Source organism: Rhodopirellula sp. P2 (assembly GCF_028768465.1).
GTDB lineage: Bacteria > Planctomycetota > Planctomycetia > Pirellulales > Pirellulaceae > Rhodopirellula.
In genome coordinates, this window is sequence record NZ_CP118225.1 from 14,789 (window position 1) to 37,911 (window position 23,123).

At 56.7% G+C, this 23,123-nt stretch carries 6 protein-coding genes; 2 read left to right on the top strand and 4 right to left on the bottom strand.

Features of this window, described 5'->3' with window-relative positions; genetic code table 11:
- Positions 1-13: 13 nt before the first annotated feature.
- The gene (locus tag PSR62_RS00015) at positions 14-12,787 is read right to left on the bottom strand and encodes a tandem-95 repeat protein (protein WP_274405788.1); all 12,774 of its coding nucleotides are present in this window, start codon (positions 12,785-12,787) and stop codon (positions 14-16) included.
- 1,307 nt (positions 12,788-14,094) lie between these two features.
- Between PSR62_RS00015 and PSR62_RS00020 the strand changes: the two genes are divergently transcribed.
- Complete coding sequence (locus PSR62_RS00020) at positions 14,095-15,609, top strand: Gfo/Idh/MocA family protein (protein WP_443217334.1); 1,515 nt, start codon at positions 14,095-14,097, stop codon at positions 15,607-15,609.
- A gap of 654 nt (positions 15,610-16,263) precedes the next feature.
- The gene (locus PSR62_RS00025; RefSeq protein WP_274405790.1) at positions 16,264-17,085 is read left to right on the top strand and encodes a methyltransferase domain-containing protein; all 822 of its coding nucleotides are present in this window, start codon (positions 16,264-16,266) and stop codon (positions 17,083-17,085) included.
- Positions 17,086-17,622: 537 nt separating this feature from the next.
- On the opposite strand, the gene PSR62_RS00030 is transcribed toward PSR62_RS00025, so the two are convergent.
- The 3 genes from PSR62_RS00030 to PSR62_RS00040 form a co-directional block, all read right to left on the bottom strand.
- On the bottom strand, positions 17,623-18,198 hold the full coding sequence (locus PSR62_RS00030; RefSeq protein WP_274405791.1) for a hypothetical protein: 576 nt from the start codon (positions 18,196-18,198) through the stop codon (positions 17,623-17,625).
- A 218-nt stretch (positions 18,199-18,416) separates the two neighbouring features.
- Positions 18,417-19,931, bottom strand: coding sequence for a DUF1501 domain-containing protein (locus tag PSR62_RS00035; protein WP_274405792.1), 1,515 nt, complete (start codon positions 19,929-19,931; stop codon positions 18,417-18,419).
- A gap of 1 nt (position 19,932) precedes the next feature.
- Positions 19,933-22,803 carry a PSD1 and planctomycete cytochrome C domain-containing protein gene (locus tag PSR62_RS00040; RefSeq protein ID WP_274405793.1) on the bottom strand — a complete coding sequence of 957 codons (2,871 nt, stop codon included), beginning with the start codon at positions 22,801-22,803 and terminating at the stop codon, positions 19,933-19,935.
- Positions 22,804-23,123 lie beyond the last annotated feature (320 nt).

Consider the following 23,123-nt stretch of genomic DNA (forward strand, 5'->3'; position numbering starts at 1 on the left):
CCGCGCCAGCTGCTTAGAACAGCATTCCATCAACGAGAAGATCGTCATCGTCGACCTCCGCGAATACGGAGTCAACAACACTTGCGCTGCTAGACGGCATCATCACCGGAACCATTGGAGTCGGCGGGGTGAACAACAGAAGTGAATCTCCGGGCAGAGAGCCGGTTTTGTTGAAGAAGACCCCGAACAAATCCCCGTTATCAATGACACCATCTCGGTTGATGTCAAAGTTGTTTTCAACCCCAACGGCCGCGGGGCCTTTTTCTAAAAAGACACTGTTCAAGTCACCGTTGTCGACCACTGTGTTTCCAGGCACATTCTCTGTTTCGCCAACCTGGTTACCCCAGTAGTGAACATCCGGAGCCAGCAGACCTGTGCTGGCGTTTGCTTTCACCGTGACTTGCAACCACTGGTTCTTGATCGCTTCGTCCGCCCAGATCAATTCAATTCGATCGGAGCCGCCGGAACCCTCCCCTGCTCGCACCTCAATGGTCGGTTGCTGGCCAGCGTCGAGCAGAGTCCAAGAGGTTGGATCTGCCGTGTTGCCAACGCGAAACTCGAAATCAGATGCTGTCAGGCTTGTCGCTGGCAGGTTCGCAATATCAACCATCACACCATTGATACCACGCAGGTAGTTGGTGTAGTTCGCCGCGGTTGCGGATGCACCGGGCAGCAAGGCGACTTTGTCGGTTGCGATGGCGGCATCGTCATTGGCCCCGTCGCTCGCGGACCCGATTGGAGTCCCGTCGAATACCGATCGATTGTAGAACACGTGACGGCCTGCAACCGATGCCGGCACTGCTGTCACGTTGACGGTGAACGTCTTGACATCCGACGCACCGTCGTCGTCAGTGACCGTCACGGAGACCGTTTTGGCTCCCACAGTGGCAAACGTGTGGCTGATCGCAAACGTTTTGGAAACGCCGGTGTAGTTGACGGCGGGCGACCCGTCGCCAAAGTCAACGACGGCATCCCAGGTGTCTGCACCCGGGTCATTGAAGGTGACATTTCGGGAGAAGAGATCCCCCGCTTGCACCAATCCGTCGATCGGCTGAACGATCGTCGGATCGACGTTGTTAACGACGTACGGGATCGTGTACGAATTCTGCCCCAACTCGTCGTCCTTCACAACGACCTTGATTTCTTTGTTGATGGCCAGGAACGCCGGCAAGTTGTCAGCCAAGAAACTGTCGGGAATCGAGACCGTCGACGAAGTGGAGTCTTCGATCTCGAAAAGACCATCGTTATTGAAGTCATAGCTGTACCTCAAATTTGCCGCGTCAGGGCCAGACGGATCGAAGATGTTGGTCAAATTCACCTGCCCTCCTGTGTCGCCTTCGTTGAATGGTCCGTTCGCTGAAACACTCGCCGTCGGTGCGACGTTGTTCACAGTGATCGGCATTGTTCCCGCAGACTGGAAGACCGCCGCGTTGCCTTGCGACTCGAGAGCCACCCGGATCGGATTAGTGACCCATGCGTCATCCTCATAGAGATGGTCCACCGTGATCGACCCACTGCCATTGAGTGCTACGATCTCAGCCGCTGTCAACTCATATTCGGAGGCAGCCGGGAAATCACCAAAGTAGACCGTTCCACCCGTGATTGGATCGGCGACCAAACCGGCGGGATCAGTGAGCCCACTCAGTGTCAGCGTGTAGGCAACGGTGCTGCTTTCATCATGCGTTGCCGCACCGGCTAGCGTGATGGTCGGTCCGGCGTCGGTGCCTTCCAAATCGAAGCTGGCGGTTGATGAGTTACCTGCGACACCGACATTGCCTGTGGCTCCAGCGTCGCTGGCAGTCACGGTAACCGTCAACGTCTCCGTCAAGGCCGCTCCTGGATCCACATCATTGATATTGATTTGGACCAGGGCAAGGTTTGCTTGAACGTCTCCCATTTCACCGCTGAAGGTGGCGATCTTGTTCGATCCTGACAGCACAATCGTGCCGCCCGACGGTCCAGCCAATTGCTCAAACTCAACCCCACCTGCTGGAAGCGTGACCACAACGGTCAGGGTACCTGGTGAGACGCCATCATTGATATCGATGTCATCAACGCTAACCAAGGTCTCCAGACCAACCGAACTGGCTTCATCGACGGCAACTCCCGTCAGCGGAACGGTGATTTCTGGTGGGTCGTTGACCGGCAAGACGTTGAAGGATGCCGTGACGGGGCCCTCCAGGGTTCCGCCTTGGACCGAGAATTCAATCTCGACTGGCCCAGACTCATCGTCGTCTGGCGTGAAAGTCCACGGGCCAGTCCCCGATAGCGATCCAGCTCCTGAGATCAAACTGACCGAAGTGACGCTCAAGGCGTCGTCGGGATCACTGGAATTCGCCAAGAGCTGAGCGGCGGTGATTGTCACGGCTTCATCTTCATCTGAATCTCCCAGTGTCACGTCGGCTGCCAAGGTTGGGAAGTCGAATTCGTCAACAGTGATGTCGAACTCGATGTCACTGGTATCCGCTCCCCCCGCGTTGTCGACGGCGGTCACCGTGACAGTCGTTGTACCAGACATGCTGCCATCCGGTGTGAATGTCAACTTGCCGCTGGAGTCAATCGCGGGTCCGGCGGTGAACAGGGAAGGATCGTCTGCAACGACCGTGAAGGTCGTGATCGATTGCCCCGATTCGTTGGCAGGCCCCGGTTCGACCGTCAAGAATGCGGCTGCCTCATATGCCCCCACGTTTTGCAGGACGGTGACGTCGTTCAGTGTGGCGGGGGTGAAAACCGGAGGATCGTTGACGGCAGTCACGTTGAGCACAACGGCCTGAGGCACACTGTCCGCCGTCCCGTCGTTGACCTTGTAAACAAACCCATCGGTTCCGTTGAAGTTGGCAGCCGGCGTGTAGTCAAAGCTACCAGTCGCCGGATTCAAAGTGAAACTCAATGCGTTGGCTGGGGCAGAAACCACGACATATTCCAACGTGTCGTTGGAGTCGGTGTCCGTGGCGGTGATCCCGACATCACCCACAATCGCCGTGTCTTCCAAAGTGGTTCGGGCACCTCCTGCTGACGTTGTCGGTGCGTCGTTCACTCCGGTGACCTCAATCGTCGCTTGCGCTGACGACGTGTTGCCCGCGGCGTCCTTCATCGTGTAATTGACAACGACCGTCGCTGCCTCACCCAAGGCAAGCTGCTGATAGTCCGAGGATGGCGTGAACTTCAACTGGTTGCTGTCGATGCTCGCGCTACCACTATTTGTGATTGAGACACCGGTCGGAGTAGACACCGAGTCAATCGCCACCGAATCGAGCACAAAGTTCGTTGGCGAATCATCGCCATCGACATCGGTGTCATTGGCGAGCACGTCGACCAGTACCGATGGTGCGTCTTCAGTCAAGGAAGCCCCTGTATCGTTCATGGCAGTGGGGTCATCGGCGAGTCCCGTGACTGTGATCGTCAGCGTGCCTGTCGCCGTCCCCGGTGTCGGTGAAAAACCGTCGGAAACGGTATACGAAACCGTGACGGTCGCCGAATCACCGGCATCCAATTCGGCGAATGCAGTTCCAGGATCAAACGTGACCTCATTTCCAGAGACACTGACAGTGCCTGCAACGGCAGGGCTTCCGCTCAATCCCGCTGTCGCAGTGATCGACGCACTCTGCAGCGTAAGCGTCGGCGAGTCAACGTCGGTGTCGTTCGCAACAACATCGACCGTGAGCTGCGTGTCTTGATCCGTCGTTCCCGAATCAGCAACTGCTACGGGAGCGTCATTCGTCGCCGCGATGTTGATCAAGACAGTGACCGGCGCTGAAAGTGCACCGCTGTTGTCTTTCACCCGATAGACAAAGCTGTCTTGTCCGTTCTGGTTTGCAAACGGAGTGTAGTTGAATGCACCGTTGGCAGCCATGATGATCGAACCCTTCGTGGGTTGAGTCACCAGCGGCAGATTGACGGAAAGATCGTTCTTGGAACCGTACTTGTCGTCAACATCTGTGTCATTCTGCAGGACTCCCGTCGCTGCTGGCACCACCAAGGTGGTTTCCTCTGACGTGGCATAAGTTTCCGCAACACCAACCGGCGCGTCGTTGACACCGTTGACCGTGACGGTCAATGTCGCCGTGTCCTGCAACGCACCAAGATTGGCCGTGTATTCAATCTCGACCGTCGCCGACTCACCCGCATCCAACGTATCAAAACTGGTGCCCGGTGTGAAAACCACCTCATTGCCGACGACATTGACAGTTCCATTGCCAAGCGTGACGCCACTTGGTCCGCTGACCGAAACCACGGTTGGATCAGAAACAGTCAGACTCGAGGTCAGATCATCGTCGTCGACCACTTCGTCGTTGGCCAACACATCCACCGTCAACGCATCGTTTTCATCGGTTGTGTAAGAAGAATCGTCGTCATTGGCGATCGGTCCGTCATCCGCTCCATTGATGGTGATGACCAAAGTCGAACTGCTTTGAGCACCTGCCGTGTCTTCCATCGTATAAGGAATCGTGACTTCAACGGAATCACCAGGGTCGAGCGAGTCGAATTCGGTGCCTGGTTCAAACTTAATTGAATCTCCATCGATGCTGATCGTCGAATCGCTGAGATCAAAGCCACCTGTCGAAGTTGCGACACCCAGCGGCGAAACGAGCGTAAAGTTGATGGCGGAATCCGAGTCATCCGCGTCAGTGTCGTTCGCCAAGACCGCGACCGTCGTGTCTTCATTCTCATCGATCGTTTTGGTGTCAGCAACGGCGGTTGGCGTATCGTTGGTGCCGTTGACAGTGATGACCAACTCGCCTGAATCGGAAAGACCTTCGTCATCTGTCATCGTGTAAGGAACGGTGACCGTTGCTGTGTCGCCTGCGTCCAGGCTGTCAAACGCCGTGCCTGGATTGAATGCAATTTGATTGCCAACAATGTTAAATGACGCACCACCCAAGCTTGGTACGCCCGAGACGGTGACGGTACCCAGCGAATCGAGGATGAAGTTGGCAGGGACATCGCTTGGAGCATCCGGGTCGGTGTCATTGGCAAGCACATCAAACGACTTGGTTTCGTTCTCGCCTGCGACTCCGGTGTCGTCCGTGACGACAGGTGGATCGTTGATGTCAACGATGTCGATTGTGATGGTGTGGACCGCCGAGGTCGCCGCCCCATCCGAAACTTCGTATTCGACCACGATTCCTGTCGTGATCGAAGGAGACGGTGGAGCGACAAACGTCCAGACGGAACTGCCACTCGGTGCTGTGAGTGTTCCGGTACTCGGACCGCTGACCAAGGTGTAAATCAACCCTGAATCAGGTGTTTCGACATCGTCAACAAAGGGAGCCAAATCAAACACAAAGGTTTGCCCTTCGCCAACGGCAAACGCGATGTCACTCGCCGTCGGGGTGTCGTTGACTGGGTTCACTGTTACCAGGAACGAATCCTCGACAAAATCTCCGGCAGTATCCGTCGCACGCACCGTAATTGTTGCGGTTCCATTTTGGTCGGGCTGATAGTCCAGAATCAGATCCGTTCCAGAAACGGAAATTGCGGCCGTTACAAGTGAACCATCAGAGCTGCTTGCGGTGTAAGTCAAGCTGTCACTGTTCGTTAGAATGTCAACATCGTCGAACACATTCGAGAGATCAACTGTTGAATCCGCTGCGTCCTCATTGACAACAACATCCGCGAGCCCAGCCACAACGGTCGGTTCATCGTTCTCGGCCGCAACTTCAACTTCAAAGGTGTCCTCAACAAACAATCCAGCAGCATCCGTTGCACGCACCGTGATTGTCGCAGTTCCGTTTTGCTCGGGCTGATAATCGAGAATCAGATCCGTTCCAGAGACGGAGATCGCTGTGGTTACGAGCGAACCATCCGAACTGCTCGCCGTGTAGGTCAAACTGTCGTTGTTTGTCAGGATGTCAACATCTCCAAACACGCCCGAAAGATCGAGTGTTGTGGATGCGGCATCCTCTAGAACGCTGACGTCGGATAGTTGGTTCGCAACAGTCGGAGCGTCGTTCAACTCTGCAACCACAACCTCAAACGTGTCTTCAACAAACAATCCGGTAGAATCTGTTGCACGAACCGTGATGGTCGCCGTTCCGTTTTGCTCGGGCTGGTAGTCCAGCACCAAGTCGGTGCCTGCCCCAGAAATGGTTGCCGCTACCAGCGAACCATCGGAACTGCTCGTCGTGTAAGTCAGGCTGTCACCATTTGTAAGAATGTCAACATCGTCGAACACGGTCGACAGGTCGATTGTAGTATCGACTGCATCTTCATTGACACTGACGTCGCCGATCGGGTTCTCCACGGTCGGAGTGTCATTCTCCGGATTCACCGTGACACTGACGGTGGCCTCGTTGGAATCAAGGTTCGGTGAGCCGTTGTCACGAATCGTGTAGGTGAACTCGAAACTTCCGTTGAAATTCGCTGCCGGAGTAAAGTCGAAAGTCTTCCCTGATGGATTGATTGCTAGATTTCCAAACACGCCGGATGGATAACCGGGAACTAGCGAGAAGGAGACAATGGTCAGATCCTGAGCCGATTCGTTGGGCTGGCCCGCATCATCGGCTCCGTTCGGTGTCACGTTGCCAATCACGTCGAGAGAGAATGGCGAATCGTCTTCTTCCAGGACAAATGTGTCGTTGGTCGCAACCGGGGCGTCATTGACCGGACTAATCGTGATCGTAAAGGTCTCGGTCGCCGAAGTGTCATCACCACCGTCCGAGACGCCGCCGCTGTCCTTGACATTGACCTCAATGATCGCCGAACCGAACGCGTGTGCGGCAGGCTCAAATGTCAACGTTCCGTCTGGAGCGATCGCGGGCGATGTCGAGAACAGGGCTGCGTTGTCGTTGCTGAGGATCTCATAGGTGAAGGTTTGAGTCTCGTTGGCTGCGCCTGATGTCGGAGTCGCAAATCCAGGGACAGATTGAGCCGTCGAGTTTTCAAGAACGGAAACCACGGACGAGACCGTCAGCGTTGGCTCATCATTGACCGGCTTGACTTCGAATGTGTAGGAATCGACCGCGTTGTCGACGCCGGGAGTTCCGCCGGTGTCGGTCGCCGTGATCGTCAGCGTGGTGCTACCGAAAGCGTCGTCTGCCAATTCATAGGACAGCTCACCATTGGCATTGATGGTCGGCTGAACATCAAAGAGAGTAGGATCGCTCGCGACCACTGCAAAGCTAACCGTCTGACCGGACTCGTTTGTTGCACCAGCGGAGATACCGGCCAAGAATGGCACATCAACCGCATCTGCGGAATCCTCCAGCACAGCAGAGGCCGTGGGAACGGTAAATTCCGGTGCATCATTCACCGCAGTCACTGTGATCGACACGACCGCACTACTGGTTGAGTCCCCGTCAGAGACAAAGTAGGTGAATGAATCGGAGCCGACGAAGTCCTCTACCGGGACGTAGGTGAACGCTCCGTTGCTAGCGACACTGAATGACAAAGCGTGTGCTGGGGCAACGCTGCCGACAATGACAGGTGTGTCATCTGGATCGGTGTCACTCGGAGCATCCGTGATCACATTCCCGGTCAATGTCCCCTCTTCCGCAACGCTGTAAGCATTGGGGTTGGCGACCACAGGGTCATTCACGCCGGTGATGGTGATTTCAAGCTCCGCGGTCGAGCTTTCCCCGCCACCGTCATTCATGGTGTAAGGAATCGTCACGGTGACCGATTCACCGGTGTCGAGATGGTCAAACAATCCGGATGGATCGAATGTGACATCGCCATTGGCTGTGAAATTGAAGGCGGACCCGGGAATCGTTGTTGAATCAGACGCGGTCGCAGCACCTAGGCCAGACAGAACAAAATCTGCAACATCATCGTCAGGGTCGGCGTTGGGGGCATCGTCATCATTGGCGAGCACATTCTTCGTAACGGAGGTGTCTTCATCGGTCGTGGTCGAGTCGTCCGTGGCTGTTGGGCCATCATTCACTCCGGTAACCGTGACCTCCAAAGTGGAACTGGATGTCGCACCATCGTCATCCTGCATGGTGTATGGAATTGTCACGGTGACCGATTCACCCGTGTCTAAGTCCTCAAACAAACCTGCTGCGTTGAATGTGATAACGCCGGCTGAAGTACTGGTGATCGCCGCCCCCGGAATCACCCTTGCATCGGACGCCGTGGCAGAACCGACTGAAGCAAGCGAGAACTCTCCCGCACTGTATAAATCATCGAGATCTGTATCATTGGCAAGCACATCCTTCGAGACCGAAGAATCTTCGTCGACCGTTGCGGTGTCCGCCGCCGGCGTTGGGGAATCGTTGATCTCATCGACCTCAACCCCACGTGTTTGTGCAAGGCTAGCGACATCACCGTCACTCACCGAGAAGCTGATCGTTCGAGTGTTCTCGGTAGGCTTTTCGGAAGTGTTCTCAAATTTCACAGCCCGCAAGATGGCTTGGTACTGGGCAACCGACGCTGCACCTGTGATGGTCAACGTATCACCCGAGAAGCTACTGGTCACGCCCGCTGGCAACCCCGTCACGCTCAATACGTCGCCAGCCTCGAAATTGGTGGTGATTTGAACGGTCGCACTTTCCAGCTGCGCGTCATCAATGTCGGTGGCGACAATCGTATTGGTAATCTGAGTCGCGGCATCACCTTCAGCAAAGCTGAACGTCGACCCCTCGATGGCTGACAATACTGGCGCATCATTTACTGGAAGCACATCGACAAACACCGTCCCTGCAATGGTTGCAGGTGAACTGGCATCCTTCACCGTGTAGGTGAACTTAACGTTGCCATCAAAGTTGGCTGGCGGCAACGGGGTGTACTTCACCGTCTGATCAACGTTGATCCCCAATTGACCTTGGAAGGCACCCGTTCCTCCCACTGATGGTGTTAGCGAGTAGGTCACTCCGTCTAAGTCAGCACCACCGTTGAGCGAGATATTGACTCCACCAGCGGTGTCTTCATTCACGACCCAACCCGCGGATTGAATCACCGTTCCGGCGGTGGCCGATTCAATTGCCGCATCCATCGAAGCGAAGGCTTGGTAACCAACGATCAAGCCCGGAACAGGCGTGCCTGCAACCGGCGTGAAGGTAACGGTGTCACCGACCGAGAAGCCATCGCTACCTGGATCGTTTGTGACAGTGAATGCTCGATCAACCCCACCTGCTTGAGTCGATGCGGCGTACAACGTCGAATAGCTGGCCACGCTTAAAACGACGTCGTTTCCATCGCCACCGGCGTAGTCAATGGTCAACGGCACACTGGCACCACCGGGAAGAACCACCGTGAAATCGCCAGCAGAGTGGGAGGAAAATTCTGTGGTGATCACATCGGTGCCGTCATTGTCAATCAATGTCCATGAATCACCCGGGGACGGCACATAGCCAAAGTCGAGGCTGAGCGATCCGTCAAGCGAAACGGTGCCGGTTCCGGCACCGGCCGCAACAATGTCCACCTTGATTTGGTCATATTCCGCACCAGCGGCCGTGCCATCCAGTTCCAGCAACGTGGTCCCACCACTGGTTTGCGTGTAGCTGCCCACGGTGTTGATCGCGGGGCTGGCACCTGGGCTGTAGGTGTAGTCATCGACGTTCACGTCTTCACCGTAAGTCCCGCCCCGAACCTGCAGGGTCCCACTCGCGTTGAGCAGGGACTGTCCCTCTGCGATCCGTCCGCCACCCACTTGCTGGCCCGACGCATGAACGATCAGGCTATCAAAGTCCGTGCTCGTTCCTGTCGGTGCGGCATTCAGCATCGGGGTGTAATCGACATTGCCGCTCGTCGTCACCGAGGCGGGACTGGTCGTGCCAAAGTAGTTCCCGGATGCGTTGACCGTCATGCCGGAGCCAGTGTTGTTGTTGACCTGCACGCCTGTCTGGCCCGTGAAGTCACTACCGGAGACCGTGGCCGCAATAACGCCAGAGTAAGTGCCAACACCTCCATCGGCATTTCCGGAGAATACCGAGTCAGTAATGGCCAAAGTCACAGGGCCGGAGACAGCCACACCCCAGCGGGTGTTGTTCTGCGAGATGACGTTGTCAATCGTCAGACTCATTGGAGCCGCTAGTTGTGCAGCTCGAATTCCGTGCCGCGTCCCAGCATTCTCCACCGTCAAATCACTGATCGTCAGGCTGCTAACACCTGTCGTGGCAACATTGATGACATCGTCAGTGACGAGCGAGCCTTGCAGGATGACGTCACTCGCTGTCCCGGTTGCACCTTTGATCGTCACGTCCTTGGTGACCTGAACACCGGCGACCGCGGCGTACGTGCCCGCAGCAACGTTGACAGTGTCACCTGCGGTTGCTGCATCGACTGCACGCTGAACACTTGGTTCAGTCGTGCCAGCAGCGGCATAGTAACTGTCCGTTGTGATGTAGACGTTATTGGCCACGACGCGTACAAGACCGACTGAGTACGGCGTCGCGACTCCGAGTATTGCGACGTCAACCGCATGCAAAATCTTGTCTTCGACGGCGAATGCCTGGCTAATATCTCCGGCCGGATTCAACGCTCCACCGTTATTGAATGCAACGCCTGTCGCATCAACAGCGGAAGAAGATGAATTAACGATAAATGCGGCTAAAGGATTTGGTTGCACAAGTTGCACATCGCCCAAATCGACTGGTCCCGTGGTCACGTCGATAAACACGTTGCCTAACGGAGTTCCCAGACCGCCGTCCAGCGTAACCGAACTGGCGATCGAAAGCCCATCAGCGGCATCGTCTCTTACAGCTAGGTTCGACGAACCACCGGTTACTGTCAGATTTGCGAGTATTGTCCCCTCCAGCTTGCCAGCGTTGGCCGGAGTTACCGTGTCAGGCCTCGCGCGCAAGTAGACTGCGGGCGACAGAGACATCCCATTATTAACCGTGCCGCTGAGCGACACACCGGTCGATGTTCCGTTCACGGCACGAATCTCAAAGGACGACAGTCCGGCGTTGGTTGCCGAATTCTCGCCCGTGGTAACGATCGCGACGGTATCAAAACTGACATCGGTCAACAAACCTTGCAGATAAACGGACCTATCCGCACCACTCATTGTCAGTGAACCAGAACCGTCACCGAACGTCGAATTTGACAAGCTGCCATTTTGTCCAGGAAGACTGTACATATACACGTCGTAAAGGTTGCCAGAAAATGACGACGCGCTGTCGACTGCCAAGTCGTTGACAGTAGCGGTTGCTCCGACCTGAAGGCCGATTGCATTTCCAGTGATATCCACATTGACGAGTGTAACCCCATCGATTGCCCCTTCGAGTAACAACGCAGTGTCGCCGGCACTTGAACTGCCAGCGAGAGTCACGTTTGCTAGCGTCGTACCATCGGCCCCATTAACCACCACGCCATCAACACCAGTCGCTCCCTCCACAGTCAGATCTTGAAGCGAGACGTTGTCGGCGGTGACGCTGACCGTTTGACCTGTGGTCCCTTGAATAATCGTGAGTCCCTCGCCCGCACCTACGATTGCCACTTGCTTATTGAGTACCAAATCTTCAACATAGGTTCCGGCAGCAACGCTGATGGTGTCACCGTCAAAAGCGGCATCGACAGCAGCCTGAATGGTAGTCACGACCGAAGATATATTTCCGGTAACAACGCCCGAGGGCAAATCGGCGCTGCCGAGTGTCGTAGGCGAGGTGAACGAATTGCCGCTGACGTCTGAACCGGCTCCGTAGTTATTTGGCGTGTTTCCGAATGCGTCGACATCGAGACCGTTGCCGCTGAAGTCATTGCCTGTCAGCGTCAAGACTTGGGATCCAGCATAGTTGCCATCCGCTCCGACGCCCGCGTGGAAATTGTCCCTAATGGTGTTTCCAGTGATGGTTGCGTCATTATTTGCCCCCTGCACATAGACACCCATATTCCAGTCTTCGACGACACTATTTGAGACAGTCAGCCCATCGGACACACCCGAGGTGATAACCGCTTCAACGCCAATCCCTGCTGCTGCGCCGGTTCCATCTCCGGTTAAAATGGAGTTGGTGACTGTGACATTCGCCGCCTGAACGTAAACGCCAGCCTTGCTCCCTGATACCGCACCGCCGTTCAGTACCTCAACACCATCGAGTTCCACGTCTGCTGCGTCGATTTTGATATACCCGTCGATGGTTGATTCGGCACCACGTGTACCGTCTCCTGCGACTCCTGAGTTTGCTCCGACGATCGTCAACCCTGTCTTTGTGCTGTTGATCGTCAAATCCTCGGAATACGTGCCCGGAGCGAGATGAATCGTGTCGCCAGCAGAAGCTGCATTGATCGCATCTTGAATCGTGCCAAACGCACCTTCGTCGCTGACAACAGATCCGAAAGTTAAGCCAGTTTCATTGTCCCCACCGGTACCGACATTGCCGTCGGGGCCGCCCCAAGTGACAATATCCCCGTCTTCAATTGTTCCCAAAGTTCCAGCAACGACGTTCGTCGTTTCTTGGAAATCCGCTGGTGCGTCCACATACAAATCCCCCGCGAGCAACTGGCGTTGCTCCAGCGTCTCGGGGCTGAGCCGGTTCCGCGTGGTTCGCACTCGCTTGCTGCTGCCGCGTTTCTTCTTGTTTTTGTCGTTCTTCGCGAAGTTCAATCCAAACGGCAGCATCGCGGTGAAAGGAACCGTGGCGCGTTTTTCGATCGAGACCACGAACGGTGGGTTGGTGATGAAGTTCCAGAGGGCAACGAGCCCCAGGCCGATCTTGGAGATCCAACTGCCGCGGAAAGCGTTGCGGTAGCGTTCCACACGAGCTTTCTGGCGCTCGATGAACATTGACTTGCGCTGGTTCGCTTGGTGCTCCCAACGATTGAAACGCTCCCGCATTTTTTGCATGCGTGTTGCTGGGGTGTTTTGGGTGTTGCCGGCGAAGTTGTGATGACTGGGGCGAATCGACATGGATATTCTCTAGAAATGAAAGTCAGATGTATTCGGGGATAGTGCCTGAAGCGTTGGGCAAACGGCAGGCTTTGATCAGCGGTCGACGAGAATTCAAAACTCGTCAGTGGCCACGGGGCGAAAGGTGGCGAACAGGGCCCCTCACGGGGGATTTACCGTCAGGTCACGCTCACTCGCGTTCCATCGCGAGGCGGATGCGGCGGGCGAAACACTTGCCAGCGAGACTGGCAGATTCGCCCCTGCGAGAGCATTGAAAAAGGAGGCAGCGACGGATCGAAATCGCATGTTCCCGCCCCGTAGGTCGCCTCACGACGTCCCTCCAGAAAAGCGGTTTTATCGATGCACTCAACCATTGCGTCTTCTCACTCGAGGAAGATAGCGACCGCCCAAAAAGCGGCTTCAAATGACTCAGCCCGACCGGAACACCCCCCATGCTTGCCAGCACCAAGACCGATCCAAAACCCCTTGATGGGGGGAACCGTTCGAGCATAGCGAAAGATCCTAACTGGGGGTTCTAGGGGAAACAAGCATCCGATCCAGCAAATCCGGAAGAACTGTCGGCACGCTCGAAAAAGTTCCCCCTGTACGGTTCACACCCACTGCACAAAACACGAGAAAAATCAAATTGACCCTCTGTTTTGCAGTCTTTTTGAACATGCCCCCCTTTAAGAAAAAAAATTTTCGTGAGTACATTTCGGTCGATTGTGCGTACGGGACGATGAAATGATCAGCCACCACCACTAACGAACCCCCTTTCGGGCGGTGATCACACGCACCCCGCACGTAAATCGCCGCCCATTTGGCGGAACCTTCCGATCGCACCCATCCGTTGAGCGGACACGAACTTCGCGTTTCCAAATGGGCCCCCTCTGTCACTGTGCCCACGGAACCGCTAATCAAGCGAAACTCAGCGCCCCACCTGAACGGTCATGCACCTCACTGTTCAGCGTTGACGAAAGGGCGGAAATGCCCTTGGTGATGGACCGAGATCAACGCTCTCGCAGTTCACTCAACTTGGCGCCGGCTGATCCTCACTTCGCCCCTCACACACGAGGAGGTCGTGCGGCTTTGCTTCCCCCTCCCGATGGGAACTTGTTGATGAACTGCCTGGCGATACGAGCAATGAAACCGCACGGCCTCCGAGAGCGTGGGGCCCGGCACGTGACCGCCAACGGACGATGACTGACGCGCGAAATGGGGGCCGAGAGATCGGCTAAGATGGGGCGGAAGCGTTCTCGCGCTCGCGATCCGAACCGCGGTCGCAGGACGCTTTCCCCACCCCACTTCCCACCCTTGGAGCAGAGCTGATGAATCGTGACGTGAATGCTGTTGACCGACCTGGACTTTCCAATATGAATTCCGAATTCTTGGCGAATCCGGCTACGGGATCGTCTTCCGAATTCTCGGCACCGGACGGCTTGCGCCGTTCCGCTAACGATGGGGACGCGTTGGCACGGCGGGGCTTTTTGAAGTCGGCGGCTTTGGCTGGCGGGGTTGCTGCGGGGGTGACGCTGAATGCGCCTGCGGTGCACGGGCAGGAGACTCCGGATGTGATTCAGGTGGCTTTGGTGGGGGCGGGTGGTCGTGGAACGGGGGCTGCCAATGATGCACTGCATGTGGACAACGCAAAATTGAAAGTGGTCGCTGTCGCGGATGTCTTTCCAGAGAATGTGGCTCGCAGTGTCAAAGCTCTCTCGAATGAACACATCGATGCACCGGAGAAAGTGGACGTGCCGGAGGAACGCCAGTTCGTTGGCTTCGATGCTTACAAGCACGCGATGGACGCGCTCGATCCGGGTGACATTGTGATCCTGGCAACGCCGCTGGCGTTTCGCTGGGTTCACTTCCAGTACGCGATCGACAAAGGGTTGAACGTGTTCATGGAAAAACCGCTGACGGCTGACGGGCCTTCGTCCAAACGGATGCTGGAACTTTCCGCTCAAGCCGACGCGAAGAACTTGAAGTGCGGCGTGGGTTTGATGGTCCGTCACTGCCGCGGACGACAAGAGCTGTTCGAACGCATTCAAGACGGCCAGATCGGCGACATCATCATGATGCGTGCGTACCGAATGCACGGTCCGATCGCGTCAGCGTTCACCAAACGTCGCTCGGATGACATGCCTGAAACGCTGTGGCAGATCAAGAACTTCCACAGCTTCCTGTGGGCCAGCGGTGGTTGCTTCAGCGATTTCTACATCCACCAAATCGACGAGACATCGTGGATGAAGAACGCTTGGCCGATCAAGGCTCAGGCTCTCGGCGGACGTCACTACCGCGGCGATTGGATCGACCAAAACTTTGACACCTACGCGGTGGAGTACACCTATCCCGACGGCAGCAAGCTGTTCCTCGACGGCCGCTGCATGCCAGGGTGTCGCAATGACATGTCCAGCACCGTGCACGGCAGCAAGGGATCCGCGATCGTGAGCACCTCGGGGCACACGCCGGGCAAAGTCCGGACCTTCAGCGGCCAAAACCAAAGTCGCCGTGAGGTGACCTGGGCGTACCCGCAACCAGAGAAGAACCCGTACCGGCTGGAATGGACGGACTTGGTCGACGCAATCGTCCACGACAAGCCTTACAACGAGGTGCCGCGTGGTGTGCAAGCGAGTTTGGTGACCAGCATGGGGCGGATGGCGGCTCACACCGGCCAAGAGATCACGTTGGAGCAGATGACCAACTGCCCGCATGAGTTCGCACCGGGCGTGGCGGAACTGACCGTGGACGGCCCGGCGCCTGTGATCGCCAACGCAGATGGCTCGTACCCCGTTCCTCAACCTGGGATTCTGAAAGACGTCGAGTACAAGTTGTTCGACGTCTGAAAGACGTCGCCGGATTCGCCTTAAACGTAGCCGGATTCGCCAAGAATTCGGAGGGACAACAATCAGGAACATCCGAATTCTGGCGAATCCGGCTACGGTGGCCTGACGGGTGCTGAGGATGAATTTGGCCTCTGGCCAAGAACCCTCGTGGTGGACTTGCTTCGCAGCCTGTTGATTTAGTCAGCCGGAGCGCGATCGCGTCCGGTTCGTCTCCGGTAACCGTGGGCTAACGTCCGTCGGCTGATCGTTCAATCTTTGAAACGTATTGAATCAACAATCTGTTAGCCAGTGAGGTGAGTTGGCTGCATCATTTCGGTGAGCTCGGTGCTCTCTATGGCAAACGACATGTCGTGGGCGAGATGGGGGATTGCTGGACGCCTCGCTTCTGGCGAAGCATCGGCTGGGTGCCATGTGAGACATGGCCTACATTGGTGCTGGAAATGCGTCTGCGTCCGAATTCTGGCGAATCCGGCTACCGGTGAGTGGCCTTGCTGACGCGGCGGGTTATGACCAGTGGGCTTGCAATCCTAGGTAGCCGGATTCGGTGGGAACGTAGCCGGATTCGCCAAGAATTCGGAACGGCGATGATCAAGAACATCCGAATTCTGGCGAATCCGGCTACGGGCGGGATTGAATGAAGAAAGGAACACAGGTTTGTTTGAGTTGCGCTGTACGGTTCGAAATTGCGGGCTGGCTTTGTCGCCGGTGGAGGGTGGGCTGCGCTGTGAGAACGGGCACCATTTCGATCGGGCTCGCGAGGGCTACTACAGCTTGTCCCAGCCCCAAGATCGCAAGTCCAAACAACCGGGCGATGCGGATGCAGCCGTGCTGGCCCGCCATCGTTGGTTGCAACGTGGGCATGCCAGCGGATTGATTGATGCCTTGCGGCCTTGGGTGGCAAGGCAAGCGGGAAACGGCAACTCCCGAACAATTGACTTGGGTTGCGGCGAAGGCACCTTTGGCCCGGCTCTGTTTGGTGATTCGCCCGATACCTATTGCGGGATCGATCTGTCGAAGAAGGCGATCAAGCTGGCCGCTCGCGGGTGGCCGGAAGCGACGTGGGTCTGGGCCAATGCGGATCGGTCGCTGCCGGTGGCGGATGGCAGTGTCTCTCGCGTGCTGTCGCTGTTCGGTCGTCGGCCGGTGTCCGAAATCGCTCGCGTGCTGACGGAAGATGGAAAGCTGATCGTTGCCGTGCCTGGCGAAGAGGACTTGATCGAACTACGCGAACATGTGCAGCAATCGGGGCAACGCCGGAGTCGCTGGGAGAAGGTCGTCGACGAGATGGCCGCCGAAGGATTGAAGCTGGTCGAACATCGACTGTGGCAGCAGCAGGTTGACCTGGATCGCGAGGCGATCGCGGACGCGATGGCGATGACCTATCGCGGCGTGCGGTTTTCGCAGAACGCTCGCGTGCAGACCGCCTCGGCCATGCCAGTGACGCTGGCCGCGGATCTGATGTTGTTCTGCCGATGAGCCTCGATGTAGCCGGATTCGCCAAGAATTCGGAGGGGCAACGAGCAGGGACATCCGAATTCTGGCGAATCCGGCTACGAACCGGTGCAGACCGCCTCGGCCATGCCAGTGACGCTGGCCGCGGACCTGATGTTGTTCCGCCGATGATCCTCGATGTAGCCGGATTCGCCAAGAATTCGGTGGGGCGAACAGCAGGGACATCCGAATTCTGGCGAATCCGGCTACGAACCGGTGCAGACCGCCTCGGCCATGCCGGTGACGCTGGCCGCGGACTTGATGCTGTTCCGCCGATGATCCTCGACGTAGCCGGATTCGCCAAGAATTCGGAGGGGCGACGAGCAGGGACATCCGAATTCTGGCGAATTCGGCTACGAACCGGTGCAGACTGCCACGGCCATGCCAGTGACGCTGGCCGCGGACCTGATGTTGTTCTGCCGGTGATCCTCGATGTAGCCGGATTCGCCAAGAATTCGGAAGGGCGACGAGCAGAGACATCCGAATTCTGGCGAATCCGGCTACGTGTCCGAAGGCAGTCGGCTACGAACCTCGTTGCAGCCCGTTGGATCGCAGGTAGGAGACGATTCGCCAGTATCGTGGCCAATAGTCGGCGGCGAAGGGAGTCAACTCGGGATAACCGGGAACCAAGCACCCGGTGAACTTGTAGTCGGCATAGCCATCGATGGGCACTAAACCAGCACGCTCTGGGTTCCGAGCGATGTAGTCACAGACGGCCTCGATCGATTGTTCCTTGCGTTCTTCGTCCTGCAAAACGTCGTCATAGGCCTGCCCCTGCAACTCCACCTGGAGTCGCTCCAGCACATCATTGAGTCGGTCGCGAAAGTGACGCATCCCAAGACGCTGATCGCTGCTCTCAAACAACCCCATCCATAGCATGTGAATGTGATCCGGCATCAAGCAATACACCGGGCAAGCGATGGCGTATCGAAAGACGGTGTGCGTGAGCAGCTCGCGAAACTTGTAGAGAAGGGTCGGTTTGCACCAGCCTCGCTTGCGGTCCTGAATGACAAGACTCCAGTGCACACAAGCATCTCCACGATAAAACTCGGGCGAGAGCCGCTTGAGGTAGGAGTGCTTGCTGGACGGTCGCTTCATGAGCCTGATCTGAGAGCAGGTGGAAGAGCATTGCTGGTTGTGGGACCGTTTCGATGTAGCCGGATTCGCCAAGAATTCGGAGGGGCGACGAGCAGGGACAACCGAATTCTGGCGAATCCGGCTACGGGTGGGGGGCGGTGAGGAGTTTCGACGTAGCCGGATTCGCCAAGAATTCGGACGGGCGGACAGCAGGGACATCCGAATTCTGGCGAATCCGGCTACGAATTGAGGATTTCTTCGACGACGCGGCTTTGCTTGACTCCGGTGAGGCGTTGGTTGAGGCCTTTGAAGGGATAGACCATCGTCTCGTGGTGGAAGCCGAGCAGGTGCAGCATCGTCGCATGGAAGTCTCGCAGGTGCACGGATTCGGTCGCCGCGGTGTAACCGACCGCATCGGTCTCGCCATAGGTGAACCCTGGTTTGACGCCCCCGCCGGCCATCCACATCGTGAACGCCTCGGGACTGTGGTCGCGGCCGTGGAACGCCATCGTCGTTCCGCCGCGGTTCTCTCGCATCGGTGTGCGGCCAAACTCGCCGCCCCAGACAACCAGCGTGTCTTCCAGCATTCCACGCTGCTTGAGATCCGCCAGCAACGCCGCGATGGGCTTGTCCGTTTGCTTGCACTTGTCGGGCAAGCCGTGCTCGAGCGATTCGCTACGGTTGGATCCGTGCGTGTCCCAGCCCCAATCGAACAACTGCACAAAGCGGACGCCTTCTTCGACCAATCGTCGCGCGAGCAAGCAGTTGTTGGCAAACGATTCTTTGCCAGGTTCCGCGCCGTAGCTCTCGAGGGTCTCCGCGGTTTCTTGCGACAGATCCATCGCTTCGGGAGCAGCCACTTGCATCCGATAGGCCATCTCGTACTGAGCGATTCGGGTGACCGTTTCGGGATCGCCGTATTGCTGCAACGACTCTTGATTGAGTGCCGCCAGAGCATCCAGAACTTGCCGTCGTTCTTGCCGCGAAACACCTTCGGGGTTGGCGACATTCAGAACCGGATCGCCTTTGGATCGACACTGCACGCCTTGATAGACTGAAGGCAAGAATCCTGATCCCCACAGAGCCTTGCCCACCCGAGGCAAACGACCACCGGACAACAAGACAATGAATCCAGGCAGGTCTTCGTTCTCGCTGCCCAAACCATACGTCACCCAGGAACCGATCGATGGCGATCCCATCGGCGCGGCTCCGGTGTGCACCATCAACTGAGCCGGGCCGTGATTGAATTGGTCCGTCTTGACCGTTTTCAAGAAGCACAAATCATCGACTTGCTTGGCCAAGTTGGGCATCAGTTCGGACACCCATGCGCCAGATTCACCGTGTTGCTGGAAGTCATATTGGGGCCCCAGCATCCGGGGCGTGCCGTTGATGAAAGCAAAACGCTTGCCTTCCAAGAACGACTGCGGGCATTCTTTGCCATCGAGCTTCTTGAGATCTGGTTTGTAGTCAAACAACTCCAGTTGGCTGGGTGCACCGACCATGTGCAAGTAGATCACCCGTTTGACCTTGGCCGGCTGAGGCGGCGTCAGGGGACTGAGCGGATTGGTGGCGTCGTGCTGGGGATCAAAACCATGTTGCAGCGAGGCATTGGCGTGCGCTGCGTTTCCGCCCGCTTGCTGGGTCGCCAAGTAAATGGCTCCCAAACCAGCGGCGGATTCGGTCAGAAATTGCCGACGACTGGTTTGCAACAACGACTGACGAAAAAGCTCTTGAGAGAATGATTCGCGATGCATTTTATTTACTCATGATTTCGTCGAGGTTCAACAAAGCAGACGCAACCGCTTCGTAGGCGTCTTGCTCTTGTTCGGACTGTTGCTTGGCTTGCTCATACAGAGTCACCAAGATCTTCTGTTCAGAGGACGTTGGTGACCGAGAAGTCACCAACTGAAACCCCTTCGTCAAACGCTCTTCCAGCGGCCCATCCATGGCTTCGACTTTCTTTGCCAGTGCCTGCATGCATTCCACAAACGTGACGTCGTTGAGTGTCGTCAAGGCTTGCAGAGGCGTGTTGGATCGAAGCCGCCGCGGCGTGCAGAACTCGCGTGAAGGGGCGTCGAACGCGGCGAACATCGGATAAGGAATGCTGCGTTTGGTGTAGGTGTAAATCGAACGACGGTAGCGATCCGGGTTGCCAACATCGGGCGTGTTCCATTTGTCGCCGCCTTGAAAGGGCTTCCAAACGCCGTCGGGAATCGGAGGATGCACAGGAGCCCCATGCACTTCCGGCGAAAGCAATCCGGACACAAACAAGGCTTGATCGCGAACCATTTCGGCGGGCATGCGGAAACGGGGCCCACGAGCCAACCATCGGTTTTGCGGATCGACCAAGTCCGAATTGGGATCCATGACAGCGTCTTGTCGGTAGGTGCTCGACAAAACGATGGATCGGATCAGCTGCTTCCAGCTCCAGTCGTATTCATTCTGGAATTTGAGAGCCAAGTGATCCAGCAACTCAGGATGCGTCGGCCGTTCGCCGCTGGAACCAAAGTCTTCCTCGGTTGGCACCAAGCCCATCCCGAACAGACGAGCCCAGACACGGTTCACGGTCACACGTGCCGTCAGCGGGTTGCTGGGATCCACCAACCACTTCGCCAGATCCATTCGGTTGAACGGACCTTCACCAGCGATGGGCGGCATCGAATTCGGAACGTTCGGTTGGACCTGTTGATCCTTGGTCAGAAACAAACCGCGAATGAACACGTGGCTGGGGCGAGCCAAATGCTCGGGTCGTTCCATCATGATCGGGATGCGGACCGAAGCGATCTTTCGTCGTTCGCCAGAGATCCGTGACAGTTCGGCTCGCTCATCTGACAAGTCTTTGTCGGTCCACGCAAGCAATGCTTTTTCGTCCGAACAAACATCAACGCTGCCGCGACGGACGACCAAGGGGAACGCTCCCAAGGCTTGTTGTCGACAACTCATGTCGAGTTTGAGCTTTGCACCCTCGGGGACTTCAACTGGTTCCTTCAACAAGAACACGGCCACACGTGGATGATGGATTCGCGTGAAGGCTGCGAATCCGTCGCTGTTCTTCGGATCCATGCTGGATCGAGCATGCTTCAGTGGCTCGGGTTCATCCGCGACGACATGCGAGAACTCGATTTGAGTCGGTTCGTCTTCGCCACTGACCAAGACCGCATTCAAATGCGACAGGACAAATCCCCATTCGGAATCCGCCAGTGCGGTTTCGGGATTGCGAGGCAGCAGCGTCAAACGGATGGCGGTGAGCTTGTCGGCCGACGCAGGCATCTCACATTCGAGCGAGATCGTGGTGCCGTTGGACAGCGTGTCGATCGTGTAGAACTCCGTCCGTCCGTTGCGTTCTTCGACATCGACTTTGGTTTGCTTGGTGGCCGAGGCGGTCATGGAGTCGATCGGCTTCCAGTCCAACTCGTTCTCGCTGACCGCTTCGAATTCTTGATGCCAGATCGACTGTTTGAGCGAACGAATTCGGCGATCCAGTTCCGACGCACGCTCTTCGTCTTCATTGGCCAGCGGCACCGACAACAACGGTTCCTCACCACTCAGGTCACAATCGACCGAGTTGTTGAAGAACGCCATGAACTCGTAAAACTCTTCGTGTTCGATCGGGTCGTAGGGGTGGCTGTGACACTGAACGCAGCCGAACGTGATGCCTTGCCAGGTTTGCCAAACGGTGCTGACGCGGTCCATCACCGCGTTGATTCGAAACTCTTCATCGTCGGTGCCGCCTTCTTCATTCGTCTGAGTCAAACGACTGGCGGTGGTTGCCAAGCGATCGCTGATCGAGGGATCGGGCAGCAGGTCACCGGCGATTTGTTTGATCGTGAATTCATCAAACGGCATGTCGTTGTTGAGCGCGTCGATCACCCAGTCGCGATACTTCCACGCGTTGCGACGACCGTCCAATCCCAAGCCGCGGCTATCGGCATAGCGAATTTGATCCAGCCACACCGAGGCCCAGCGTTCGCCATAGCCGGATGATTGCAACAGCTCATCAACCTTCTCTGAGTAGGCCGCGTCACCACGTTCATTGGCGGCGGCTTGAAAGCGTTCGACTTCCTCCAGCGTCGGTGGCACACCGGTCAGGTCCAATGTGACTCGCCTAAGCCATTGGTGAGGTGGGGCATCCGCGGCGGGCTGAATGCCTTTCTCTTCGAGCGATTTGCGAACGAAGCGATCGATGGATTGACGGCAAGCGTCCGGGTTGGCAACGTCAGGAACGCTGGGGGCAACCGGAGGCTCATAGCCCCAGGATTGTTTCCACTTGGCACCTTCTTCAATCCAAGTCTTCAGCAGGGCAATCTTCCCCTCGGTCAACGGCGCGCCATGCTCGGGAGGCGGCATGATCTCCGATTCGTCATCCGACAGAATCCGATCGATCATGTAGGAGCCATCGACGTCGCCCGGCTCGATCACCGCCAGCGCGCTGTCCCGCTGAATGAACGACAGATCGCCGGCTTGTTTGACACCGCCGTGACAGGCCACGCAGTGCTCGTTCAAGATCGGTTGAATGTCATCGGCAAAGTCGACGGCAAAGTCGACGGCAAACGCGGACGACCAAGTCCCGAAACCGGTTCCAAGCCAAGTGGCAGCAAAACAGAAGAGATAAAAACGTTGTGTCATGAGCAGACAAACAAAGGAAAGGCAACTTCACTCGCAGGCAGCAACATTCCGCAGCAAGTCAACGCAGGCTTGGCCTGCGGCATTCTAAACCGCAGAGTCCTGGCTGATTTCTCCCAACGCACCATCCGCCAATGGCAACGTCGAGCGCCATAACAAAGAAAAAGGGAGCGGTCCCATCCACAATAAGCGGAACCATGCACCTCGGCAAATGACAAATTGCCACCAGCAAACGGTGCCAAATCGGCGAATATCGAGAAACGCCCGGCATATCAGGCGATATGCCGGGCGTTGTCGTTGCCGTTAAAAACGCAAAATTGAGT